Annotated in this window: 19 protein-coding genes and 1 tRNA gene; 2 read left to right on the top strand and 18 right to left on the bottom strand. The window is 58.7% G+C overall.

From position 1 onward, the window contains the following. Nucleotides 1-21: 21 nt before the first annotated feature. The 9 genes from proB to PEL8287_RS01040 all read right to left on the bottom strand — a co-directional run bounded on the left by proB (nucleotide 22) and on the right by PEL8287_RS01040 (nucleotide 6,415). Nucleotides 22-1,128 carry a glutamate 5-kinase gene (gene proB / locus PEL8287_RS01080; protein ID WP_085890512.1) on the bottom strand — a complete coding sequence of 369 codons (1,107 nt, stop codon included), beginning with the start codon at nucleotides 1,126-1,128 and terminating at the stop codon, nucleotides 22-24. After that, nucleotides 1,116-2,153 carry a GTPase ObgE gene (gene obgE / locus PEL8287_RS01075; protein ID WP_085890511.1) on the bottom strand — a complete coding sequence of 346 codons (1,038 nt, stop codon included), beginning with the start codon at nucleotides 2,151-2,153 and terminating at the stop codon, nucleotides 1,116-1,118. Before obgE ends, proB begins: the two co-directional genes overlap by 13 nt. After that, entirely contained in the window at nucleotides 2,140-2,421 is a 282-nt protein-coding gene (locus tag PEL8287_RS01070; protein WP_085890510.1) for a hypothetical protein, read from the bottom strand. Before PEL8287_RS01070 ends, obgE begins: the two co-directional genes overlap by 14 nt. Nucleotides 2,422-2,425: 4 nt before the next feature. Beyond that, nucleotides 2,426-2,965, bottom strand: coding sequence for a GNAT family N-acetyltransferase (locus PEL8287_RS01065; RefSeq protein WP_085890509.1), 540 nt, complete (start codon nucleotides 2,963-2,965; stop codon nucleotides 2,426-2,428). Then, complete coding sequence (locus tag PEL8287_RS01060; RefSeq protein WP_085890508.1) at nucleotides 2,962-3,567, bottom strand: LysE family translocator; 606 nt, start codon at nucleotides 3,565-3,567, stop codon at nucleotides 2,962-2,964. Before PEL8287_RS01060 ends, PEL8287_RS01065 begins: the two co-directional genes overlap by 4 nt. Nucleotides 3,568-3,646: 79 nt before the next feature. Next, nucleotides 3,647-3,916 carry a 50S ribosomal protein L27 gene (gene rpmA / locus PEL8287_RS01055; protein WP_085890507.1) on the bottom strand — a complete coding sequence of 90 codons (270 nt, stop codon included), beginning with the start codon at nucleotides 3,914-3,916 and terminating at the stop codon, nucleotides 3,647-3,649. Between the two features lie 11 nt (nucleotides 3,917-3,927). Continuing rightward, nucleotides 3,928-4,590, bottom strand: coding sequence for a 50S ribosomal protein L21 (locus tag PEL8287_RS01050; RefSeq protein ID WP_085890942.1), 663 nt, complete (start codon nucleotides 4,588-4,590; stop codon nucleotides 3,928-3,930). A gap of 197 nt (nucleotides 4,591-4,787) precedes the next feature. Next, entirely contained in the window at nucleotides 4,788-5,618 is an 831-nt protein-coding gene (locus PEL8287_RS01045; RefSeq protein ID WP_085890506.1) for a DUF2059 domain-containing protein, read from the bottom strand. Further along, nucleotides 5,618-6,415, bottom strand: coding sequence for a DUF2059 domain-containing protein (locus PEL8287_RS01040; RefSeq protein WP_235862103.1), 798 nt, complete (start codon nucleotides 6,413-6,415; stop codon nucleotides 5,618-5,620). The genes PEL8287_RS01045 and PEL8287_RS01040 overlap by 1 nt, the downstream gene beginning before the upstream one ends. 179 nt (nucleotides 6,416-6,594) lie before the next feature. Here PEL8287_RS01040 and PEL8287_RS01035 point away from each other — a divergent pair. Continuing rightward, nucleotides 6,595-6,684, top strand: a tRNA-Ser gene (locus PEL8287_RS01035). Nucleotides 6,685-6,830: 146 nt separating this feature from the next. Next, nucleotides 6,831-7,199 (top strand): Arm DNA-binding domain-containing protein, encoded by a 369-nt coding sequence (locus PEL8287_RS20220; RefSeq protein ID WP_085890505.1) that lies wholly within the window; start codon nucleotides 6,831-6,833, stop codon nucleotides 7,197-7,199. Between the two features lie 503 nt (nucleotides 7,200-7,702). Here PEL8287_RS20220 and PEL8287_RS01025 read toward each other — a convergent pair. From PEL8287_RS01025 to PEL8287_RS00985, 9 genes are all read right to left on the bottom strand, one after another. Next, nucleotides 7,703-9,229: a UxaA family hydrolase gene (locus PEL8287_RS01025; protein ID WP_085890504.1), complete on the bottom strand. Its 1,527-nt coding sequence runs from the start codon at nucleotides 9,227-9,229 to the stop codon at nucleotides 7,703-7,705. Between the two features lie 6 nt (nucleotides 9,230-9,235). After that, entirely contained in the window at nucleotides 9,236-10,204 is a 969-nt protein-coding gene (locus tag PEL8287_RS01020; RefSeq protein ID WP_085890503.1) for a 3-hydroxyacyl-CoA dehydrogenase, read from the bottom strand. Between the two features lie 31 nt (nucleotides 10,205-10,235). Beyond that, a complete protein-coding gene (locus PEL8287_RS01015) occupies nucleotides 10,236-10,883 on the bottom strand; it encodes a 3-oxoacid CoA-transferase subunit B (RefSeq protein ID WP_085890502.1) in 648 nt (215 codons plus the stop codon). After that, nucleotides 10,884-11,537: a CoA transferase subunit A gene (locus tag PEL8287_RS01010; protein ID WP_085890940.1), complete on the bottom strand. Its 654-nt coding sequence runs from the start codon at nucleotides 11,535-11,537 to the stop codon at nucleotides 10,884-10,886. It abuts the gene before it with no gap. Between the two features lie 63 nt (nucleotides 11,538-11,600). Next, entirely contained in the window at nucleotides 11,601-12,545 is a 945-nt protein-coding gene (gene kce / locus PEL8287_RS01005) for a 3,5-dioxohexanoate:acetyl-CoA acetone transferase (RefSeq protein ID WP_085890501.1), read from the bottom strand. Between the two features lie 21 nt (nucleotides 12,546-12,566). After that, nucleotides 12,567-13,385 carry an SDR family oxidoreductase gene (locus tag PEL8287_RS01000; protein ID WP_235862102.1) on the bottom strand — a complete coding sequence of 273 codons (819 nt, stop codon included), beginning with the start codon at nucleotides 13,383-13,385 and terminating at the stop codon, nucleotides 12,567-12,569. An 11-nt stretch (nucleotides 13,386-13,396) separates the two neighbouring features. After that, a complete protein-coding gene (locus tag PEL8287_RS00995) occupies nucleotides 13,397-14,740 on the bottom strand; it encodes a TRAP transporter large permease (protein ID WP_085890500.1) in 1,344 nt (447 codons plus the stop codon). After that, nucleotides 14,733-15,326, bottom strand: a complete 594-nt coding sequence (locus PEL8287_RS00990; RefSeq protein WP_085890499.1) for a TRAP transporter small permease subunit — start codon at nucleotides 15,324-15,326, stop codon at nucleotides 14,733-14,735. The genes PEL8287_RS00995 and PEL8287_RS00990 overlap by 8 nt, the downstream gene beginning before the upstream one ends. 16 nt (nucleotides 15,327-15,342) lie before the next feature. Continuing rightward, a complete protein-coding gene (locus tag PEL8287_RS00985) occupies nucleotides 15,343-16,377 on the bottom strand; it encodes a TRAP transporter substrate-binding protein (protein ID WP_085890498.1) in 1,035 nt (344 codons plus the stop codon). Nucleotides 16,378-16,452: the final 75 nt, after the last annotated feature.

Here is a 16,452-nt window from a genome sequence, read left to right as displayed (position 1 = left end):
GCAGAGTATCATTAACAGGCATCAAAAAGCCATATCGTCACGGTGCATCAATGGCCCACGCGCAGGATACCCCAGCACCGGCTCGATCTGTTGACTGCGCAGCCCTTTGATTTTCTCAGCGTCCGCAGCATCATACCGGGTCAGCCCCTGACCCAGGCCGTGACCCGCTGCATCCACCACCTGAACCGCATCACCCCGTCCAAACAGGCCCGACACCTGAGTCACGCCGGCAGGCAACAGGCTGCTGCCTGCCCTCAGGGCCCGCGCGGCGCCTGCGTCGACGGTCACGCGTCCTTTGGGTTTCATCGCTGCGATCCAGGCCTTGCGCTTTTGTTGCGGATCACCCTGTGCATTAAACCAGGTGACCGAAGCGCCGTTTTCCAACGCCAGAATCGGATGCAGAACCGATCCTTCGGTGATCGCCATGTCACAGCCTGCCGCGATCGCGGTTTTGGCGGCCATCAGTTTGGTTTTCATCCCGCCCTTGGACAGGCCCGACCCTGCATCGCCCGCCATTGCCTCGATCTCGGGCGTGATCGCGTCAATCACATCAAACCGCCGCGCGGTTGCATCCTGCGCCGGGTTCGCCGAATAGAACCCATCCACGTCCGACAGCAAAATCAACTGATCCGCCCCCGCTGTGACCGCCACCTGCGCCGCCATCCTGTCGTTGTCGCCATAGCGTATTTCGTCTGTTGCCACGGTATCGTTTTCGTTCACGATCGGCACCACACCCAACTGCAACAACTGCTCCAGCGTCGCTCGAAAATTGAGATAACGGCGCCGGTCTGCGCTGTCCTCCAGCGTCACCAGCACCTGCGCCGCTTTCAGCCCGTGCAGAGCCAGCGCTGTATCATACGCGCCCGCCAGCTTGATCTGCCCGACGGCTGCCGCCGCCTGCGATTGCTCCAGCGTCAGTTCTTTGGCTGGCAGGCCCAAAACCCCGCGCCCAAGCGCGATAGAGCCTGACGAGACCAAAATGACATCCGTGCCGCGCGCGCGCAGCCGTGCCACATCTTCGGCCAGCGACCGCAGCCAGTCACCGCGCAAATCGCCACTGGCCCGATCCACCAGCAGAGCCGAGCCGATCTTGACGACCAGGCGCTTTGCGTCACTTACGGTTGCCACGATTCCGACTCTTCATTGTTTGCCCTGTGGCGCAGTTTATCTTCGTCTATCTGCGCCCTGAGTGCCCGCAGAACTTCGGTCAACCCTTCGCGCGACACGCCTGACAGCATCATCACCGGCCCGCCTGATGCCTCTTCCAGTTCGGCGCGGGCAGCGACGCGTTCGTCATCATCCAGCGCATCTATCTTGTTCAGCGCCGTCACCCTTGGCTTGGCGGCAAGGTCACCGGCATAAGCCTCAAGCTCGCCGATAATCGTCTCGTAATCCTCGGTAATCGTCTGGGATGTACCATCGACCAGATGCAGCAGAACCGAGCACCGCTCGACATGGCCAAGGAAAAGATCGCCCAGCCCCCGGCCTTCGGAGGCACCGCCAATCAGGCCCGGAATATCCGCCACGACAAATTCAACATTATCCACGCCCACCACCCCAAGATTGGGATGCAACGTAGTAAACGGGTAGTCTGCAATCTTGGGTCGCGCGTTGGAAGTGGCCGCCAGAAAAGTGGATTTGCCTGCATTGGGCAGACCCAGCAGGCCGACATCGGCAATCAGTTTCAGCCGCAGCCAAATGGTGCGCTCAACACCCTCCTGCCCCGGGTTGGCCCGGCGCGGCGCCTGATTGACGCTGGTCTTGAAATGCAGGTTGCCAAAACCGCCATTGCCGCCACGCGCCAGTTGTACACGTTGGCCCACTTCGGTCATGTCGGCAATGACCGTTTCCTGATCCTCGTCCAGAACTTCAGTACCGACGGGTACACGCAGAACAATATCGTCACCATCCTTGCCCGTACGCTGCCGCCCCATTCCGGGTTGACCGTTCTTGGCAAAGAAGTGCTGCTGATAGCGAAAATCGATCAGCGTGTTCAAGCCATCGACGGCTTCGACCCAGACTGATCCGCCTTTGCCACCATCCCCGCCGTCGGGGCCGCCGAATTCGATATATTTTTCGCGTCGGAAGCTGACACAGCCGCCACCGCCCGAACCGGACCGAATATAGACCTTTGCGAGATCAAGAAATTTCATGTCGGCCCTCAAATACGTTTCGCATCACGCGATAGAGCGTTGACGCCGCCGCTTCAACCCTTGCCTTTGACTGGCAAATACCCGATCCGACTTTATCAACGCCAGACTTGCCCAAAACCGCAGCCGGTGCCGTTATATCGGCCCGTAATTCGGCCTTGATCATCTCAAGGTCAAAACTCATGAAAATCCATTGCACAAACCGCTGCAAACGTGGCGCATCGGCGCGCAGGATCAGGCGTTTGGTTTGCGGGCACAGGTCAAATGCCATTGGTTTAGTCCCGTTTCAGGCTGTAGGTCCAGGTGGGCACCTTGGCATTGCGCGCGACCGAGAAACTCTCGGCATCTCCAAGGTATTGAAAGCCGCAATTGGTCAGCACCCGCGCCGAAGCCGCGTTATCCTGGAACACACTGGCAAATATAGTCCGGCAGTTCTGCGGATTGGCCGCCATCAGTGCCTCAACGGCCTCCGAGGCCACACCGCTGTTCCAGAACGCCGGGGCCACCCAATACCCCACCTCGGACTGCTCCCGGTTAAGCCGCACCAGGCTGATTACACCCATCACCTCGGGCGCGCCCGATTTGATGCCATCCATCGCCCAGAAATCCTCGATCCGGTCTTCGGCCTGCGCGCGGGCGATCATTGCCTCTACCATGCCGGGCGGCATCGGGTGCGGAATTGAGCTGGTGTTCAGCGCCACACGCGGATCGCTGAGATTCATCGCGATCAGGCCTACATCCGACGGGCGCAGTGGCCGCAGGTCGAAACGTTCGACCTCGATCACGGGCTGGTTGATGATGGTTTCCAGTTTCATCGGCGTCCTCCTCCAAAGAGCACGAATAGAACCGAGACAACGGTCAATGCCGCCAAGGCCCACATCAGGTATTTCTCAGTTGCTGTTCCGGCCACGGTCTGCGCGATCCGGTCTCCTCCAAAAGTCCAGATCGGGTGAAGAATGGCCTGCAAGCCAAACAAACAAATGGCAATCCAGGCGGTTGCGTACAAGGCCGGGGTGCCCGGTGTCACGAAATTGGTAAATCCCGTTACAATCATCGCCCAGGCTTTGGGATTGAGTGGATGCACGATCAGCCCGGCCAAAAATCCCGGTGCAGCTTCAACCGAACCATTACCGCCCAGTCGCAGATGCGCCACCTTCCACGCCAGCCAGCAGATGTAGGCCGCCGATACCCACCTCAGCGCGGCAAACACTCCCGGGGCCTGTGCGGCCAGTTCCATCAAGCCAAAACCGATCGGCCAGATGATCAACTGCTTGCCAAGTGCGACACCTGCCACAAACGGCAGCGCGGCACGAAAGCCAAACCGCGCGCCAGTGGCCAGCAACACCATGTTGGCCGGCCCCGGTGTGCCGACCTGGGACGCGCCAAACGCCAGAAAACTGATCACGGCAACACCCATATCGGTTGCCTCCTGCGCAAAAGAAAAGGGACCGGCGGTATCGCCGATCCCCTGATGTTCTAAAAACCTTAAGGTCGGCTTATTCAGCGGCCTCCGCCACTGGCAGAACCGAAATAAAGGTGCGGCCTTTGAGGCCTTTGTGGAATTTCACCGCGCCTTCGACCGTGGCAAAGATTGTGTGATCCTTGCCTTCGCCAACGCCCTGACCCGGCCAGAACTTATTGCCGCGCTGACGCACAACAATATTGCCCGGAACCACAGCTTCGCCGCCGTATTTTTTAACGCCAAGACGACGACCCGCCGAGTCGCGACCGTTACGGGATGAACCGCCTGCTTTTTTATGTGCCATTTGGTCTCTCCTTAGCCTTTAGCCAGTTCTTTGGCCTGTTCGATCCAGCCTTCACGCTCGATCCGACCTTTGAACGACAATTTCTCGTCCATATCAGCAACGTCCGCATCCGTCCATGCCGCGATTTGGGCAAAGGTGGTAACGCCAGCCTCGTGCAGCTTCTTCTCCAGCGCAGGGCCAACACCGCTAAGCTGTTTCAGATCATCACCACCCGCAGCGGCCTTGGCGGCCTTCTTGGGGGCTTCTTTTTTGGCTTCAGCCTTTTTCTCGGCTTTCTTGGCTGGCTTTGCAGCCGCCGTTACAGCCACAGCCGAAACCGAACCGGCACCCATGGCCGCCTTGACGCCCGACTTGTCAGCGCCTTTTTCCAGAATTTCGGTCACGCGCAGCAGCGTCAACTGTTGACGATGGCCTTTGGTCCGCTTGCTGGAATGCTTACGACGGCGTTTGACAAAATGGATCACCTTGTCGCCTTTGATCTGGTCAACAACCTCGGCCTGAACGGCGGCACCGTCCACCAGAGGCGCGCCAACGACCGGCTTGTCACCGCCCAGCATCAGAATCTCGTTGAATTGTACTTTTTCACCGGCATCTGCTGCAAGTTTCTCAACACGAAGCATGTCACCCGAGGACACCTTGTATTGCTTGCCACCGGTCTTGAGGACCGCAAACATGTGCATTTCCTTTTCATTTCCGCGCTCTGTGGTCCCCTTGCGGGTGTTTTCGGCCGGATCGGCCACCTCGAACTGCGCGCCGCTGGGGCGTCATTCAAATAAAATCCCCGGCAAGATCACCCTGCCGGGATGCGCGCTTATTCAAGGTCACGGGTCAAAAGTCAAGGGGGTATTGCCGGTTAACTCTGCAGCAGATGTCAAAGCTTTTCACTCAGCATATTCTGCGCCACGGCCTGCCCCAGAAGATACGATATCTGCTCATACATTCTATCAAAGGCCTGAAACAGGGCCCGGTTCAGATCGCGCCCTGCAGGGCTGCGGTAAAGCGCTATGTAGTCTTCCAGAAGGTCGCTCTCTACCGGCTGGTACGCCATCAGCAAAAAGCCATGCAGCCACCGATCCGACTCGGCCCGGATATCCTCTTCCTGGGCCCAGACATCCGACAGCATCTCGTCCTCGGCCATATCCAGCGCGCCGCCGTCATTCAGACCGCGATAAAACATCAGGTTCGAGTTAAGTGCCCCCACCACATTCATTTCAATCAGGTCGCTGTCGGCAATCATCCGGTCGATCTGATCCAGAATGGGCGCCCCCTCGCCCTGCATCACCTCATATCTGGTCTGTGCCGCCGTTTCGATATCGCGATCCAGAAAGGCGCGACGTGCGGCCAGCTCCAGCGTCACAACCTCCTGCCCGCCCTCTGAAGTGTAAAAATCCAAAAGCGTGGTTAGATCGGTTTCGCGCAGCGCATCGTGAAACTCTTCAGCAAGCAGGGCATACATCCTGTCAGTGTCGTAAACACGTCCCACGGTCAGCCGCCAGCTGTCCGGGTCTGCATCCGGCAACATGTCGATTGCCACTTCGGTGCCGTAGCGCAGGCCTTCTTGTTGAAGGATACTCACCGTTTCCTTGAAATCCATCGCTTCCATCAGGCGCGCCAGGTCCTTTTCCTGATCAGCCATAACCGGGCCGGCCAACATCACGGCAAGGCCAAGCCCCAACAAACCACCCCTGGACACCGCCCCCATCAAAGCTCCTGCCCCGGGTGCAATTCGGCCATGCGCGCAGCGAGAACCTCAAACCGGTTGGCCATAACCTCGTATTGCACCGCGTTCATCAATTCATAAACAACCTGCATCGTCGGATGCTCCAACGCGTCCACATAGGCCTGCAGGTCGTCATCCGAGAGATCCTGATAGGTATAGGCCGCACCTGCCAGGCTGGCGCGTTGCATGCTCAGTCGCAAGTCGGATTCGCTTTCTTTCATCAGGGCGCGCAACATGCCTTCGTCCAGTTCCTGCTCCAGCACACCGGCGTTTGACGCCGCCATCAAAAACCTCACCTGAATTTCCTGCACTGCCCGCACCGAACTGTCCGAGGCATCAATGGCTGCCGTCATGGCCCGCAAAATGCCCACGCGCGGGTTTCCTTCGGCGACATCCCTGGCCACCAGTTCTTCGCCGGTCGCCCGTTTGGCCGCGTCATCGTCAACCATATGCGAGGCATTTTCGACCTCGACCAGGCGCTGCCCCAACGGTGAAGCATAAAACTCGGCCGCATGGGTCAGCATCTCGTCGCTTAGCGTCTGCTCAAGAATATCCAGCGCTATGCCCTGCATTTTAGCCGTATCAAATACCTCATCTGCGACTCGCGTCCATTCGCTGCCGAAATCGCTGGCCGACATGCCAAGCATTTCTGGCGCATCGGCAGCAGCCAGCGCGATACTGTCCAGCGCCACGTCAAAGCCGGTGACCTTCAGAAAGGCCTGCAACCGGTCCCGGTCAGCTGCCCGACTTTGGGTCACCGTCAGAAAAACGATCAACAAGGCAAACACCGCCAGGGCAGGCAGCCTGTGCAGCTTAATGAAATTGGGCCGAGGGATCAAAATCAGTCCTTTCCAGATAGCGGTTCACCATCAACCTAGGCAAAATCTCTGGCCAAACAATGCAAAAGCCCCTTGTCTCGCCAGACAAAGGCAATTAAACGCACCCTCCAGACCCCCGCGGAGAGGTGCCGGAGTGGTCGAACGGGGCGGTCTCGAAAACCGTTGTGGGTGCAAGCCTACCCAGGGTTCGAATCCCTGTCTCTCCGCCATTACCACATTTTCCGCGAATTGATTAGGTTGCCATGGGCAGCCTTTTTCTTTGTTTTATTGGCTTCCTTGCGTTTTCCGATTGCGCTGGCTTTCTTCGATAGGGTCCGTATTTTTACCTTGAGTGGTATGGAATGTGGTATTTGACATGGCCCTGTCTGGAAAGCTGACAAAGAGGCTGGTGGAGAATCTCGGTCCCGGCCGGCATGGAGACGGCAGCGGGCTTTATCTGGTTGTGGACCCGTCGGGCGCGCGGCGCTGGATCGCGCGGGTGGTGGTTAAGGACCTATTCGAACCCCTCAAGCCCTTCTCAAAACAACACTTTCAGGGGGCTGTCAAACAGCCTGAAATTCAAGCCAATCGAGCGGATAAAAGGAGAACAAGGACGATGAGAAAACATGTTGAGGAAAACGAGCGCGCTAAACGGGCCTATGTGTTTCATCTTGAGCAAGCGGCCGGGCTGGACGAAAAGACAACCGACAAGGTTTTGGCTGCAATTCTCAAGTTTGAGCAGTAGACCAATTTCAAGCCATTCAAACGGTTTCACACAGAACAGCTCAAAGCTGTGGTCGATGAATTTGGGTCATGAAAGCATTACGGTGACGGTTTCCTCATACATACCCGTGACACGACAAAGGCCAGCGAAGTTGTTGAAAACAATGGCGAAGTGAGGGCGGAAAGCCGATCTTCGCTGAGGGTGCAAACACACAAGATTGGCGCACCGGAAGCCGCCATTCATTGTCGCCGGGGTCAACAGTGAGCGCGATGGTCTGCGCCGTTTACAATCGTTTTCGGCGATCTTCACCCGACATTGGCGCGAGTAGCATCTCGTCAGGTTTCAGGTCTTGATCCATGCTAATCGTATCCTGTCCCGCATCAACCTTACCAGCAATGTCCAAAAGATAACTTTTGCGAAGCCTCATATGCCGTCGATCAGAACGAGAATCTACCGATTCAGTTCGGGCGGCACAAGGATTTCAGGCATCCCTTGGAGCGTGTAGGTGCCTTCGCCGGCCGCGCCTACATCTGAGCATAGGTTTGCCATGGCGCGAATTCCGCATCGCCGATGTCGAGCTGCTCAGACTTCGTTTGTTTGCCCGAGGCCGTTTCGAGAATGGCGCGGAAAATCCTTTCACCCGCTTCGGCAACGGTTTCCGAACCCTCGGCTATGGTACCGCAATTGATGTCCATATCGTCCACCATGTGATGATACATGGTGCTGTTCGAGGCGATCTTGATCGACGGGACGGGTTTGTTGCCGTAGCACGATCCACGCCCCGTAGTGAAACAGATCATGTTGCAGCCCGACGCGACCTCTCCTGTCAGCGAAACCGGATCGTATCCGGGGCTGTCCACGAAGACGAGCCCCTTGGCCGTGATCCTCTCGCCGTATTCGTAAACGCCGGTCAGGTTGGTGCTGCCGGCCTTCGCGACTGCGCCAAGCGATTTTTCAAGGATGGTGGTCAGACCACCCATCTTGTTGCCCGGGGTCGGATTGTTATTCATTTCGGAGCCGTGCTTGGCTGCGTAGTCTTCCCACCATTCCAGAAGATCGACCAGCTTACGGCCGACCTCGGGACTTGCGGCGCGATCCGTCAACAGGTTTTCAGCGCCGTAGATTTCGGGCGTTTCCGCCAGGGCCGCGGTACCGCCGTTCCGGACAAGAAGATCGACGGCGTGGCCAAGGGCCGGGTTCGCCGTGATCCCGGAATAACCATCCGAGCCGCCGCATTGCAGCGCCACGCTCAGATGCGAAGCGTCGATCGGTTCGCGCTGCGCCTTTGCGGCGTTCTGCAACGCGGTTTCGAGCCAGACCAGACCCTTTTCGATGGACTTGCGGGTGCCTCCGGCGCTTTGCAGCGTGTAATACTGAAAGCTGTCATCTTGGGGGCGGCCATAGGCTTCGAGCATCAAGGGAATTTGGTTGGCCTCGCACCCCAGGCCCAACATCAGGACCGATGCGAAATTGGGATGCGTGGCATACCCCCAGATCGCCCGCTGCAGCTTGCGAAAAGCGTCGTCATCGGTGCCGATACAACACCCGGCGCCGTGTACGATGGGCACGATGCCATCGACACCGGGGTAGGCATCCAACAAGCCAGAGCGTTCGGCTTCCTTGGTCAGCAGCTTAGCAGCAGAGGCCGAGCAGTTCACCGATGTGACGATGCCCACGTAATTCCGCGTGCCCACGGCGCCAGTGGTACGGCGGTAGCCATCAAAGGTCGCCCGGTCCGCAACAGGCAGGATGTCCGTGTCGCGGGCCTTGGAGCCGAAAGTCTCGCTGCGCTCGAAGCTGGCCATCGTAACGTTGTGCACATGAATGTGGGAGCCGGCGGGAATGTCCTGCGTGGCGACCCCTATGATCTGACCGTATTTGGTGATTTTTTGGCCGGCGGCGATGGATTCCATGGCCACCTTGTGGCCTGACGGGATATTTTCGACCGCAGTGAGGCCGGTGGATGCCAACGCAGTGTCGGACTCGATCTGGCGCAGGGCCACTGCGATATTGTCGGTCTCATGAAGCTTAAGGATTTGGTGGCTGGACATGTTCAGTTACTCCTGCGGTGCGTTGGGAACGGATCGGTGTTCGGTCTTCTCTTGCGCCTTGTGGCGCAGCAGGGCCATCAGCTTTCGGTCGCGTTCCGCTTGCTTGATAGGAATGTCTGCGACAGGAATTAGAGTTTCCAACTGGGCCTTTAACCCGGTTTCGACGATATCTTTCCAGTCGACGTCATCGTAGTGACCAAGACCAAAGCCGCGATACATGGCGCCGTAACGTTCGACATATTGTTCGACCCCTTCTGGCGCATTAAGGTGGATCGTCTGCATTGGCCCCATGAAGGACCAGCGCAGACCGAGTCCATCGCAAATAGCCTTGTCGAGATCAGAGGCCGACACGATGCCGCTGCCGACCAGCTTGAAGGCCTCTTCCAACAGCGCACCCTGAAGACGGTTGACGACAAACCCGTCGATTTCCTTAGTCAGAACGATGGTTTCGCGTTGGCAGGCACCCATCAGTTCTGTCGTTTTGGATACAATGTCGGGGTCGGTCCACGGTGTCGGTACAATTTCAACCGCGGGAATAAGATGCGGCGGGTTGATCGGGTGCACCACAAGGCAGCGGTGCCGTCCGGCGATATCTTTACAATAGCGCGAGGCCGATATGCCGGAGGTCGAGCTACCGATGGGCACGTCCGCAGCGGCAAGCGCGTCTAGTCGTTCGGTGATCTCGCGTTTCACCTCGATACGCTCAGGCCCGCTTTCCTGGACATAGACGACACCTTCCAAGGCGTCTTCGAGACTTGGCGCGACCGTGATGCGGTTTAAGATGGCAAGGGCGTCACATGCCGCGACAAGGTCGAAGGCAACCAGATCCGCCACCCGCCCTTCCATTGCACTCAGGGCATGCTCTGCTGCTTCAGGCGAGGCATCGTACATGGCGACATCGAACCCCGCCTTGGCAAATACAGTGGCCCAACCCTGGCCAATCAGGCCGCATCCGATTGTGGCTATCTTAGTCATTTTCACTCTCCTTGAAGCGCTTGATTTGCGGCTAGGCCATTATTCTGACGTCGTCCGCCGTCTCGAAGCGCGCCTCGGTTGCGTCCGCCACCTTCTCCGGCGTCAGGCCGGGCGCGATTTCCGTCAGGACCAGACGGGAGGCACGGACCTCGAACACAGCCATATCCGTGACGAGCAGGTCGATAGGCCGGCTCGACGTCAGTGGCAGGTCGCATTTCTTGACGACCTTGCTGGCACCCTTCGCAACGTGCTGCATCGCAACGATGACGCGCCGCGCTCCGGTCGCAAGATCCATCGCTCCGCCCATGCCCGGGACCATCTTTCCCGGGATCACCCAGTTGGCCAAATGGCCGGTTTCATCCACCTGCAAGCCACCTAGGACTGTCACATCGATATGGCCGCCGCGGATCAGGCCAAAGCTCATCGCGCTGTCGATGGCCGCAGCACCCGGAACGGCGGTGACAAAACCGCCCCCCGCATCGGTCAGGTCCGGATCTTCCATGCCTTCCGGGGGGCGTGCCCCAAGGCCGATGACGCCGTTTTCCGATTGAAAGAACACGCCAGACTGCGCGGGAACGAAGCTTGCCACCAGGCTCGGCAGACCAATGCCGAGATTGACAAGCGTTCCTAGCTCGATTTCCTGCGCGACACGGCGGGCGATCCGTTCTTTGGGCGTCATCTATTGCGGCCTTTCCACAAGATGATCCACAAGAGCGGCAGGCGTGCGTACCGCGTCCGGGGGGATGACACCGACCGGAACAATATGTTCCGGTTCCGCGATCACGGTGCCGGCCGCCATCGCCATGATCGGATTGAAATTCTGGGCGGTCAGGGAGTAGTCCAGATTACCGAGGTAGTCGGACTGACGCGCGGCGATGAACGCAAAATCGGCGCGAATGGGAAGTTCCAGCAGGAAGTTCTTTCCGTCAACGTCAATAACCCGCTTGCCCTCTTCCAATCCGGTGCCCAGCCCTGTCGGTGTAACGACCGCACCAAGCCCCATGCCGCCCGCGCGGATGCATTCGACGAGGGTCCCCTGTGGCATCAGCTCGACCTCAAGGGTGCCCTCGTTCATCTGTTTCTGCGTTTCCGGGTTCAACCCGATATGCGACACGATCAGGCGGCGGACCGCTTTGGCCGAAATCAGCTTGCCGAGCCCACGTCCCGGCATGGCGGTGTCGTTGGCGATCAGGGTCAGGCCGCGTTTTCCAGAGGCCACCAGAGCGTCGATAATCCGCCTTGGCGTGCCCACGCCCATAAAGCCGCCGACCATGATCCTTGCCCCATCCGGGACAAGCTCTGCGGCTGCGCCCGGCGAGAGAACTTTTTTCATCATATCGCCTCCCAGCGTCCTGCGCGCCCACGACCGTCGGCAACCACAGGGATCGGACACTGCTCAGAACGCAACTTGATCACCACCCTTGAGGTCGAGGATTTCGCGGGCTTCGTCCGGTGTCGCGACTTGCAGGCCAAGGCCTTCAAGGATCGTGCGCACCTTGCGGACCTGCACGGCATTGGAGGTGGCAAGCTCTCCGCGGCCCGCCCAGAGGCTGTCTTCGAGCCCGACGCGCACGTTGCCGCCAAGCGCGGCCGCCTGCGTGGCAATGCGGAATTGGTTGGCGCCTGCGCCCAGCACCGACCAGCGGTAGTCGCTGCCGAACAGCCGGTCGGCGGTGCGTTTCATATGCATGACGTCCTCAGGGTGGCTGCCGATCCCGCCCAACAGGCCAAAGACTGATTGGACAAAGAAAGGTGCCCTGACCAGGCCACGATCCGCAAAATGCGCGAGGTTGTAGAGATGCGAGGTGTCATAGCACTCGAACTCGAACCGGGTGCCGTTGCCGTAGCATGTCTCCAGCACATATTCGATGTCCTTGAAGGAATTGCGGAACACCAGATCGCGCGAGCCTTCCAGATGTTCGCGTTCCCAGTCGTGTTTGAACTTCTTGAACCGGTTCAGCATCGGATAAAGCCCGAAATTCATAGACCCCATGTTGAGCGAGGCCAGTTCGGGCTGGTGCGTCGCGGCCGGGGCAGCACGTTCGGCGACACTCATGTAGGGGCTGCCGCCGGTGGTGATGTTGACGACCGCATTGGTGCCTTGCTTGATCCGCGGCAGGAAGGCGGCAAAGCCTTCCGGACTTTGATCCGGCCTTCCGTCCAGTGGGTTGCGGGCGTGAAGGTGCAGGATGGAAGCACCTGCTTCGGCCGCTGCCAACGATTCCTGAATGATTTCCTCGGGTGTTACCGGCAAATGCGGCGACATGGACGGCGTGTGAATGGCGCCGGTGACCGCACAGGTGATGATGACCTTGCCCGCGTGTTCATTTGTCGTGCTCATGTTCGGACTTTCTATTTGAGATCAGAGAGTTTCGACGTTGCCATCGACGGCAAGGGATTGACCCGAGAGATTTGCGCCAAGATCGGAGATCAGAAATGCCACGGTCGTAGCAACATCGTCCGGCGACACCATGCGGCGCAGGGAGACGTTCTTGAGATATTCCTCACGCATTGCCTCGAAACTAACGCCAGTTGCTTCGGCACGAGCCTGGATCACCCCGTCCATGCGGGGGCCTTCGACGATGCCGGGCAGGATGGCGTTGACGCGGATGTTGTCCGGCCCCAGCTCCTTGGCGAGGCTTTGCGTCAGGCCGATCACGCCGAATTTTGCCGCCGAATAGGGCGTGCGGTAGGCGTATCCGTGCTTGGCGGCGGCAGAACCCATGTTCACCAAAGCACCGCCGCCGCTGGCCTTGATCATTGGGATCGCCTGGCGCGCGCAAAGGAACTGACCCGTCAGGCAAATGTCGACGCAGCGCCGCCACTCGTCCGGCGTCAGGTCTTCGAGATGGCCCGTCGGGCCCGCGATGCCCGCATTGTTCACCAGTGCGTCGAGCCCGCCGAGCCCGGCCCTGACCTTGTCGAAGAACGCCTCGACCGCGGCATCGTCCGAGACATCCGCTTGCTCCGCTATGCAGCCCCCGAGGGCGTCGCTGGCCCGCTTCAGCGCATCCGCGTCAACGTCACAGATCGCAACCCGCGCGCCCTGCGCATAGAGTTGACGGGCAATGGCAAAGCCTATGCCACCAGCGCCCGCCGTGATGACAACCTTCCTGCCCTTCAACCCCGGCAGACGCATGTCTGTCATGCCCTCTTTCGCCTCGATCGGATGGTCGTTCATGTCAGTCTCCTTCAATTGCCGAACACGGCGTCGGGTGCCCAAAGCACGAGGTCGGGCCAGATGATCAGCAGCGCGAGGCCGAAAAGCTGCAACGCGACGAATGGCACAATGCCTCGGTAGATCGTGCGGATAGTGATCTCCGGCGGGGCCACGCCCTTGATGTAGAAGAGCGAATAGCCAAACGGCGGCGTCAGAAAGCTTGTTTGCAGGTTGACCGCCACGAGCATGGCGAACCACAAAAGCTGCTGTTCCTGAGAGATGCCGAGACCGAAATCCAGCGCCGCGACGATGGGCGCAAAGAGCGGCAGCACGATAAAGCTGATCTCGACCCATTCGAGGAAGAACCCCATGATGAAGATCAGAAGCAACAGGATGCCCAACGTGCCATAGGCGCCCAGGTCGAAGAACAGGATCGCGTTTTCGATCATCCTGTCGCCTTTCAGGCCCTTGAACACCATGCCGAAAATTGTGGCGCCTACGAGCACGCCTAGGATCATGGCTGATGTATTGCCGGTCTCGCGGACACAGGCCGACATGGTCCTGAACGTCAGTTTGCGGTTCATGGCGGCAAGGACCATGGCGCAGATCGCGCCAAGCCCGGCTGCTTCAGTTGGCGTCGCGGTTCCGGTTGCGATTGACCCCAGTACCGTGAGGATAAGCGCGAGGGGCGCAAACAAGTCCCGCAGAAGTGCGATGAACAACGACCCCTCTGCCCGCACCGCCGTCGATATGGGTGTGTAGCTCGGCTTGGTAAGTGCGATAAAAACGATGTAAGCGATGTAGAGACCACCAAGCAGCAGGCCAGGGACAATCGCCCCCAGAAAAAGCTCGCCAACTGAAATCTGGAGTATATCGCCCACCAGCACGAGCATGATGGAGGGCGGGATCAGAATGCCAAGTGTTCCCGAGGCTGCAATTGTGCCGACAGCCAGTTCCGGCTTGTAGTTTTCCCGAAGCATGATTGGCAGGGCGAGCGTGCTCAACATGACAACCGACGCGCCCACGATCCCCGTACTCGCCGCCATGACAATGCCGAGAAGTGCGACGGAAATGGCCAGCCCGCCGCGCTTGCGCCCAAGCGCACGCTCCAACGAATATAGCAGGTTCTGCGCAAGCCCCGATTTATCGAGCATCGCTCCCATGAACACGAAGAGGGGCACGGCAAGCAACAACCAGTTCTCGATGACACCGGCGTAGATGCGCGAGACACCAATCTTCAGAAAGGCGAGTGGCAAGCCGCCGAAAAATGCAAACAGAATGCCGACACCGCCCAGAACGAAGGCCACCGGGTAACCGCTGAAAATGCCGACGAGGAGGCATATGACCATCGAAAGGGGAACAATATACTCAATCATCGACTTTCCCTCGCCCCATTTTGAAGAGTGCCTGGAGTCTCACAACAATCAGTCCGATGCCCGCGACCAGCATCAGTGCGAACCCGATCGGGATAAATGCTTTCAGCACGAACCGGTCGTACATCCCGTCGTAGTTCGACCCTTCTCCCATGGTGAAGGAGCGCAACGTGAAATCATAACCATGCAGGACGACGATGATGCACAAGGGCATGAGGAAAACGATGTGACCAATGAGATCGACAATGTTCTTTTGCCGCTCGCTCATGTTTTGCCGCAAAAAATCAACGCGCACATGCGCATCGTTTACAAGCGCCCCCGCCATCGTCAGCATCAGCATGATCCCGAAGAGATGCCATTGCAAATCGCCCAGACTTGAAAGAGTCAGTTTCGATCCAAACAGAAAAACGTCGTTTTCCCACTGCACGATCGTGCCAAACTTGGCGGCTGAAAATGTCACACTGACCAGGACGAGGATAAGGATTGGAACAATGAGCCAAGCCGCAGCGCGGCCTATCCATACGATCCCGCTAAGAACCGTATGGACAGGGCCGGTGCCACGATCTGGACCACTCGATTGCGTGTCCATATCGTGTACCAAGGTCTTATTCGGCAGGGAGGGTCTGGAGCGACGTCCAGCGACCCGAGGAAGCCACGAAGTCCTTCATCGAACGGTAGGCCTCGCCGTAAAGAGGATCTTTCTCGGCCTCGGCATCCAGCACCCGCTCAGTCGCGGTGCGCAGTTCTGCGAGAACCTCATCGGGGAAGGTCTTGACGATAGTGCCGCCAGCCTCGAATTCCTCGATTTGCGGTGTCTGGGCTGCCGGGGCATAGGCCAGGGTCCATTGCAGGCTGACCTGGCAGGCCGCTTCATACATCGCCTGCTCCTGCTCGCTCATGCCGTTCCAGACGTCCATGTTGATCATCAGGATGTCGGCGCTGCCCGGCTGGTGCCAGCCCGGATAGTAATAGTATTTGGCGATCTGGTTGAAACCCAGATCTTTGTCGATGATTGGCAGTGAAAATTCGGTGGCATCGATCCGGCCGCGTTCCAACGCGAGGTAGATTTCGCTGGCGGGCAAATACTGTGCCGAGGCGCCGAATTCGTTAAGCACACGCGCACCAACACCGGCCATGCGCATCTTGAGACCGTTGAAATCTTCGATCGAGTTGATTTCCTTGTTGAACCAGCCGCCGGGCTCGGGGTTGGTGACGTGGCAGGCCATGACCTTGATGTTGAGTGGGTCAAAGCCGCGCTGAACAATCTCCAGACCGCCGCCGACATGCAACCAGGCCGCCAGAGCTTCGGGGCCCGCACCAAAGGGTGTCGCGCCGATCTGGGCAACCGGAACCTGTCCGCCCCACTGGCCCAGAAAGCTCCAACCGGCCGGAATGGCGCCGGAGCTGACGTTTTCAAGAATTTCCCCTGCCGGGACCAGCTCGCCGGCCCCGTAGAGCGTGAACCCGGAAGCTCCACCGCTCATCTTTCTGAGTGTCTCATCCATCAGCTTTGCGCTGTCGGCCAGGAATGTCAGGTCCTTGGGGATGTTCATGTGCACATCGAGGATGTCAGCCTTTGCGGACATGCCAAATGCCATTGAACCTGCGATCAGAGCCGCGGTGATTTTCGAATATTTCATACTTTCCTCCCAGTTGGGCTGACCCGTCAACGCACCGTCAGGACGGCGCCGACGACCAGCAATACAAAATTTGTA

Source organism: Roseovarius litorisediminis (assembly GCF_900172295.1).
Taxonomy (GTDB): domain Bacteria; phylum Pseudomonadota; class Alphaproteobacteria; order Rhodobacterales; family Rhodobacteraceae; genus Roseovarius; species Roseovarius litorisediminis.
This window is presented reverse-complemented; position numbering and strand designations above follow the sequence as displayed.

Bases quoted from the DNA above. Each gene is read 5' to 3' on its own strand.
- PEL8287_RS01045 (WP_085890506.1), bottom strand. From the start codon at position 5,618: ATGGGGGCGGTGTCCAGGGGTGGTTTGTTGGGGCTTGGCCTTGCCGTG.
- PEL8287_RS01025 (WP_085890504.1), bottom strand. From the start codon at position 9,229: ATGTCCAGCCACCAAATCCTTAAGCTTCATGAGACCGACAATATCGCA.
- PEL8287_RS01020 (WP_085890503.1), bottom strand. From the start codon at position 10,204: ATGACTAAGATAGCCACAATCGGATGCGGCCTGATTGGCCAGGGTTGG.
- PEL8287_RS01015 (WP_085890502.1), bottom strand. From the start codon at position 10,883: ATGACGCCCAAAGAACGGATCGCCCGCCGTGTCGCGCAGGAAATCGAG.
- PEL8287_RS01010 (WP_085890940.1), bottom strand. From the start codon at position 11,537: ATGAAAAAAGTTCTCTCGCCGGGCGCAGCCGCAGAGCTTGTCCCGGAT.
- PEL8287_RS00995 (WP_085890500.1), bottom strand. From the start codon at position 14,740: ATGATTGAGTATATTGTTCCCCTTTCGATGGTCATATGCCTCCTCGTC.
- PEL8287_RS20220 (WP_085890505.1), top strand. From the start codon at position 6,831: ATGGCCCTGTCTGGAAAGCTGACAAAGAGGCTGGTGGAGAATCTCGGT.
- PEL8287_RS01065 (WP_085890509.1), bottom strand. From the start codon at position 2,965: ATGAAACTGGAAACCATCATCAACCAGCCCGTGATCGAGGTCGAACGT.
- PEL8287_RS01070 (WP_085890510.1), bottom strand. From the start codon at position 2,421: ATGGCATTTGACCTGTGCCCGCAAACCAAACGCCTGATCCTGCGCGCC.
- obgE (WP_085890511.1), bottom strand. From the start codon at position 2,153: ATGAAATTTCTTGATCTCGCAAAGGTCTATATTCGGTCCGGTTCGGGC.
- kce (WP_085890501.1), bottom strand. From the start codon at position 12,545: ATGAGCACGACAAATGAACACGCGGGCAAGGTCATCATCACCTGTGCG.
- PEL8287_RS01060 (WP_085890508.1), bottom strand. From the start codon at position 3,567: ATGGGTGTTGCCGTGATCAGTTTTCTGGCGTTTGGCGCGTCCCAGGTC.
- PEL8287_RS00985 (WP_085890498.1), bottom strand. From the start codon at position 16,377: ATGAAATATTCGAAAATCACCGCGGCTCTGATCGCAGGTTCAATGGCA.
- PEL8287_RS00990 (WP_085890499.1), bottom strand. From the start codon at position 15,326: ATGGACACGCAATCGAGTGGTCCAGATCGTGGCACCGGCCCTGTCCAT.
- PEL8287_RS01050 (WP_085890942.1), bottom strand. From the start codon at position 4,590: ATGTTTGCGGTCCTCAAGACCGGTGGCAAGCAATACAAGGTGTCCTCG.
- PEL8287_RS01000 (WP_235862102.1), bottom strand. From the start codon at position 13,385: ATGAACGACCATCCGATCGAGGCGAAAGAGGGCATGACAGACATGCGT.
- rpmA (WP_085890507.1), bottom strand. From the start codon at position 3,916: ATGGCACATAAAAAAGCAGGCGGTTCATCCCGTAACGGTCGCGACTCG.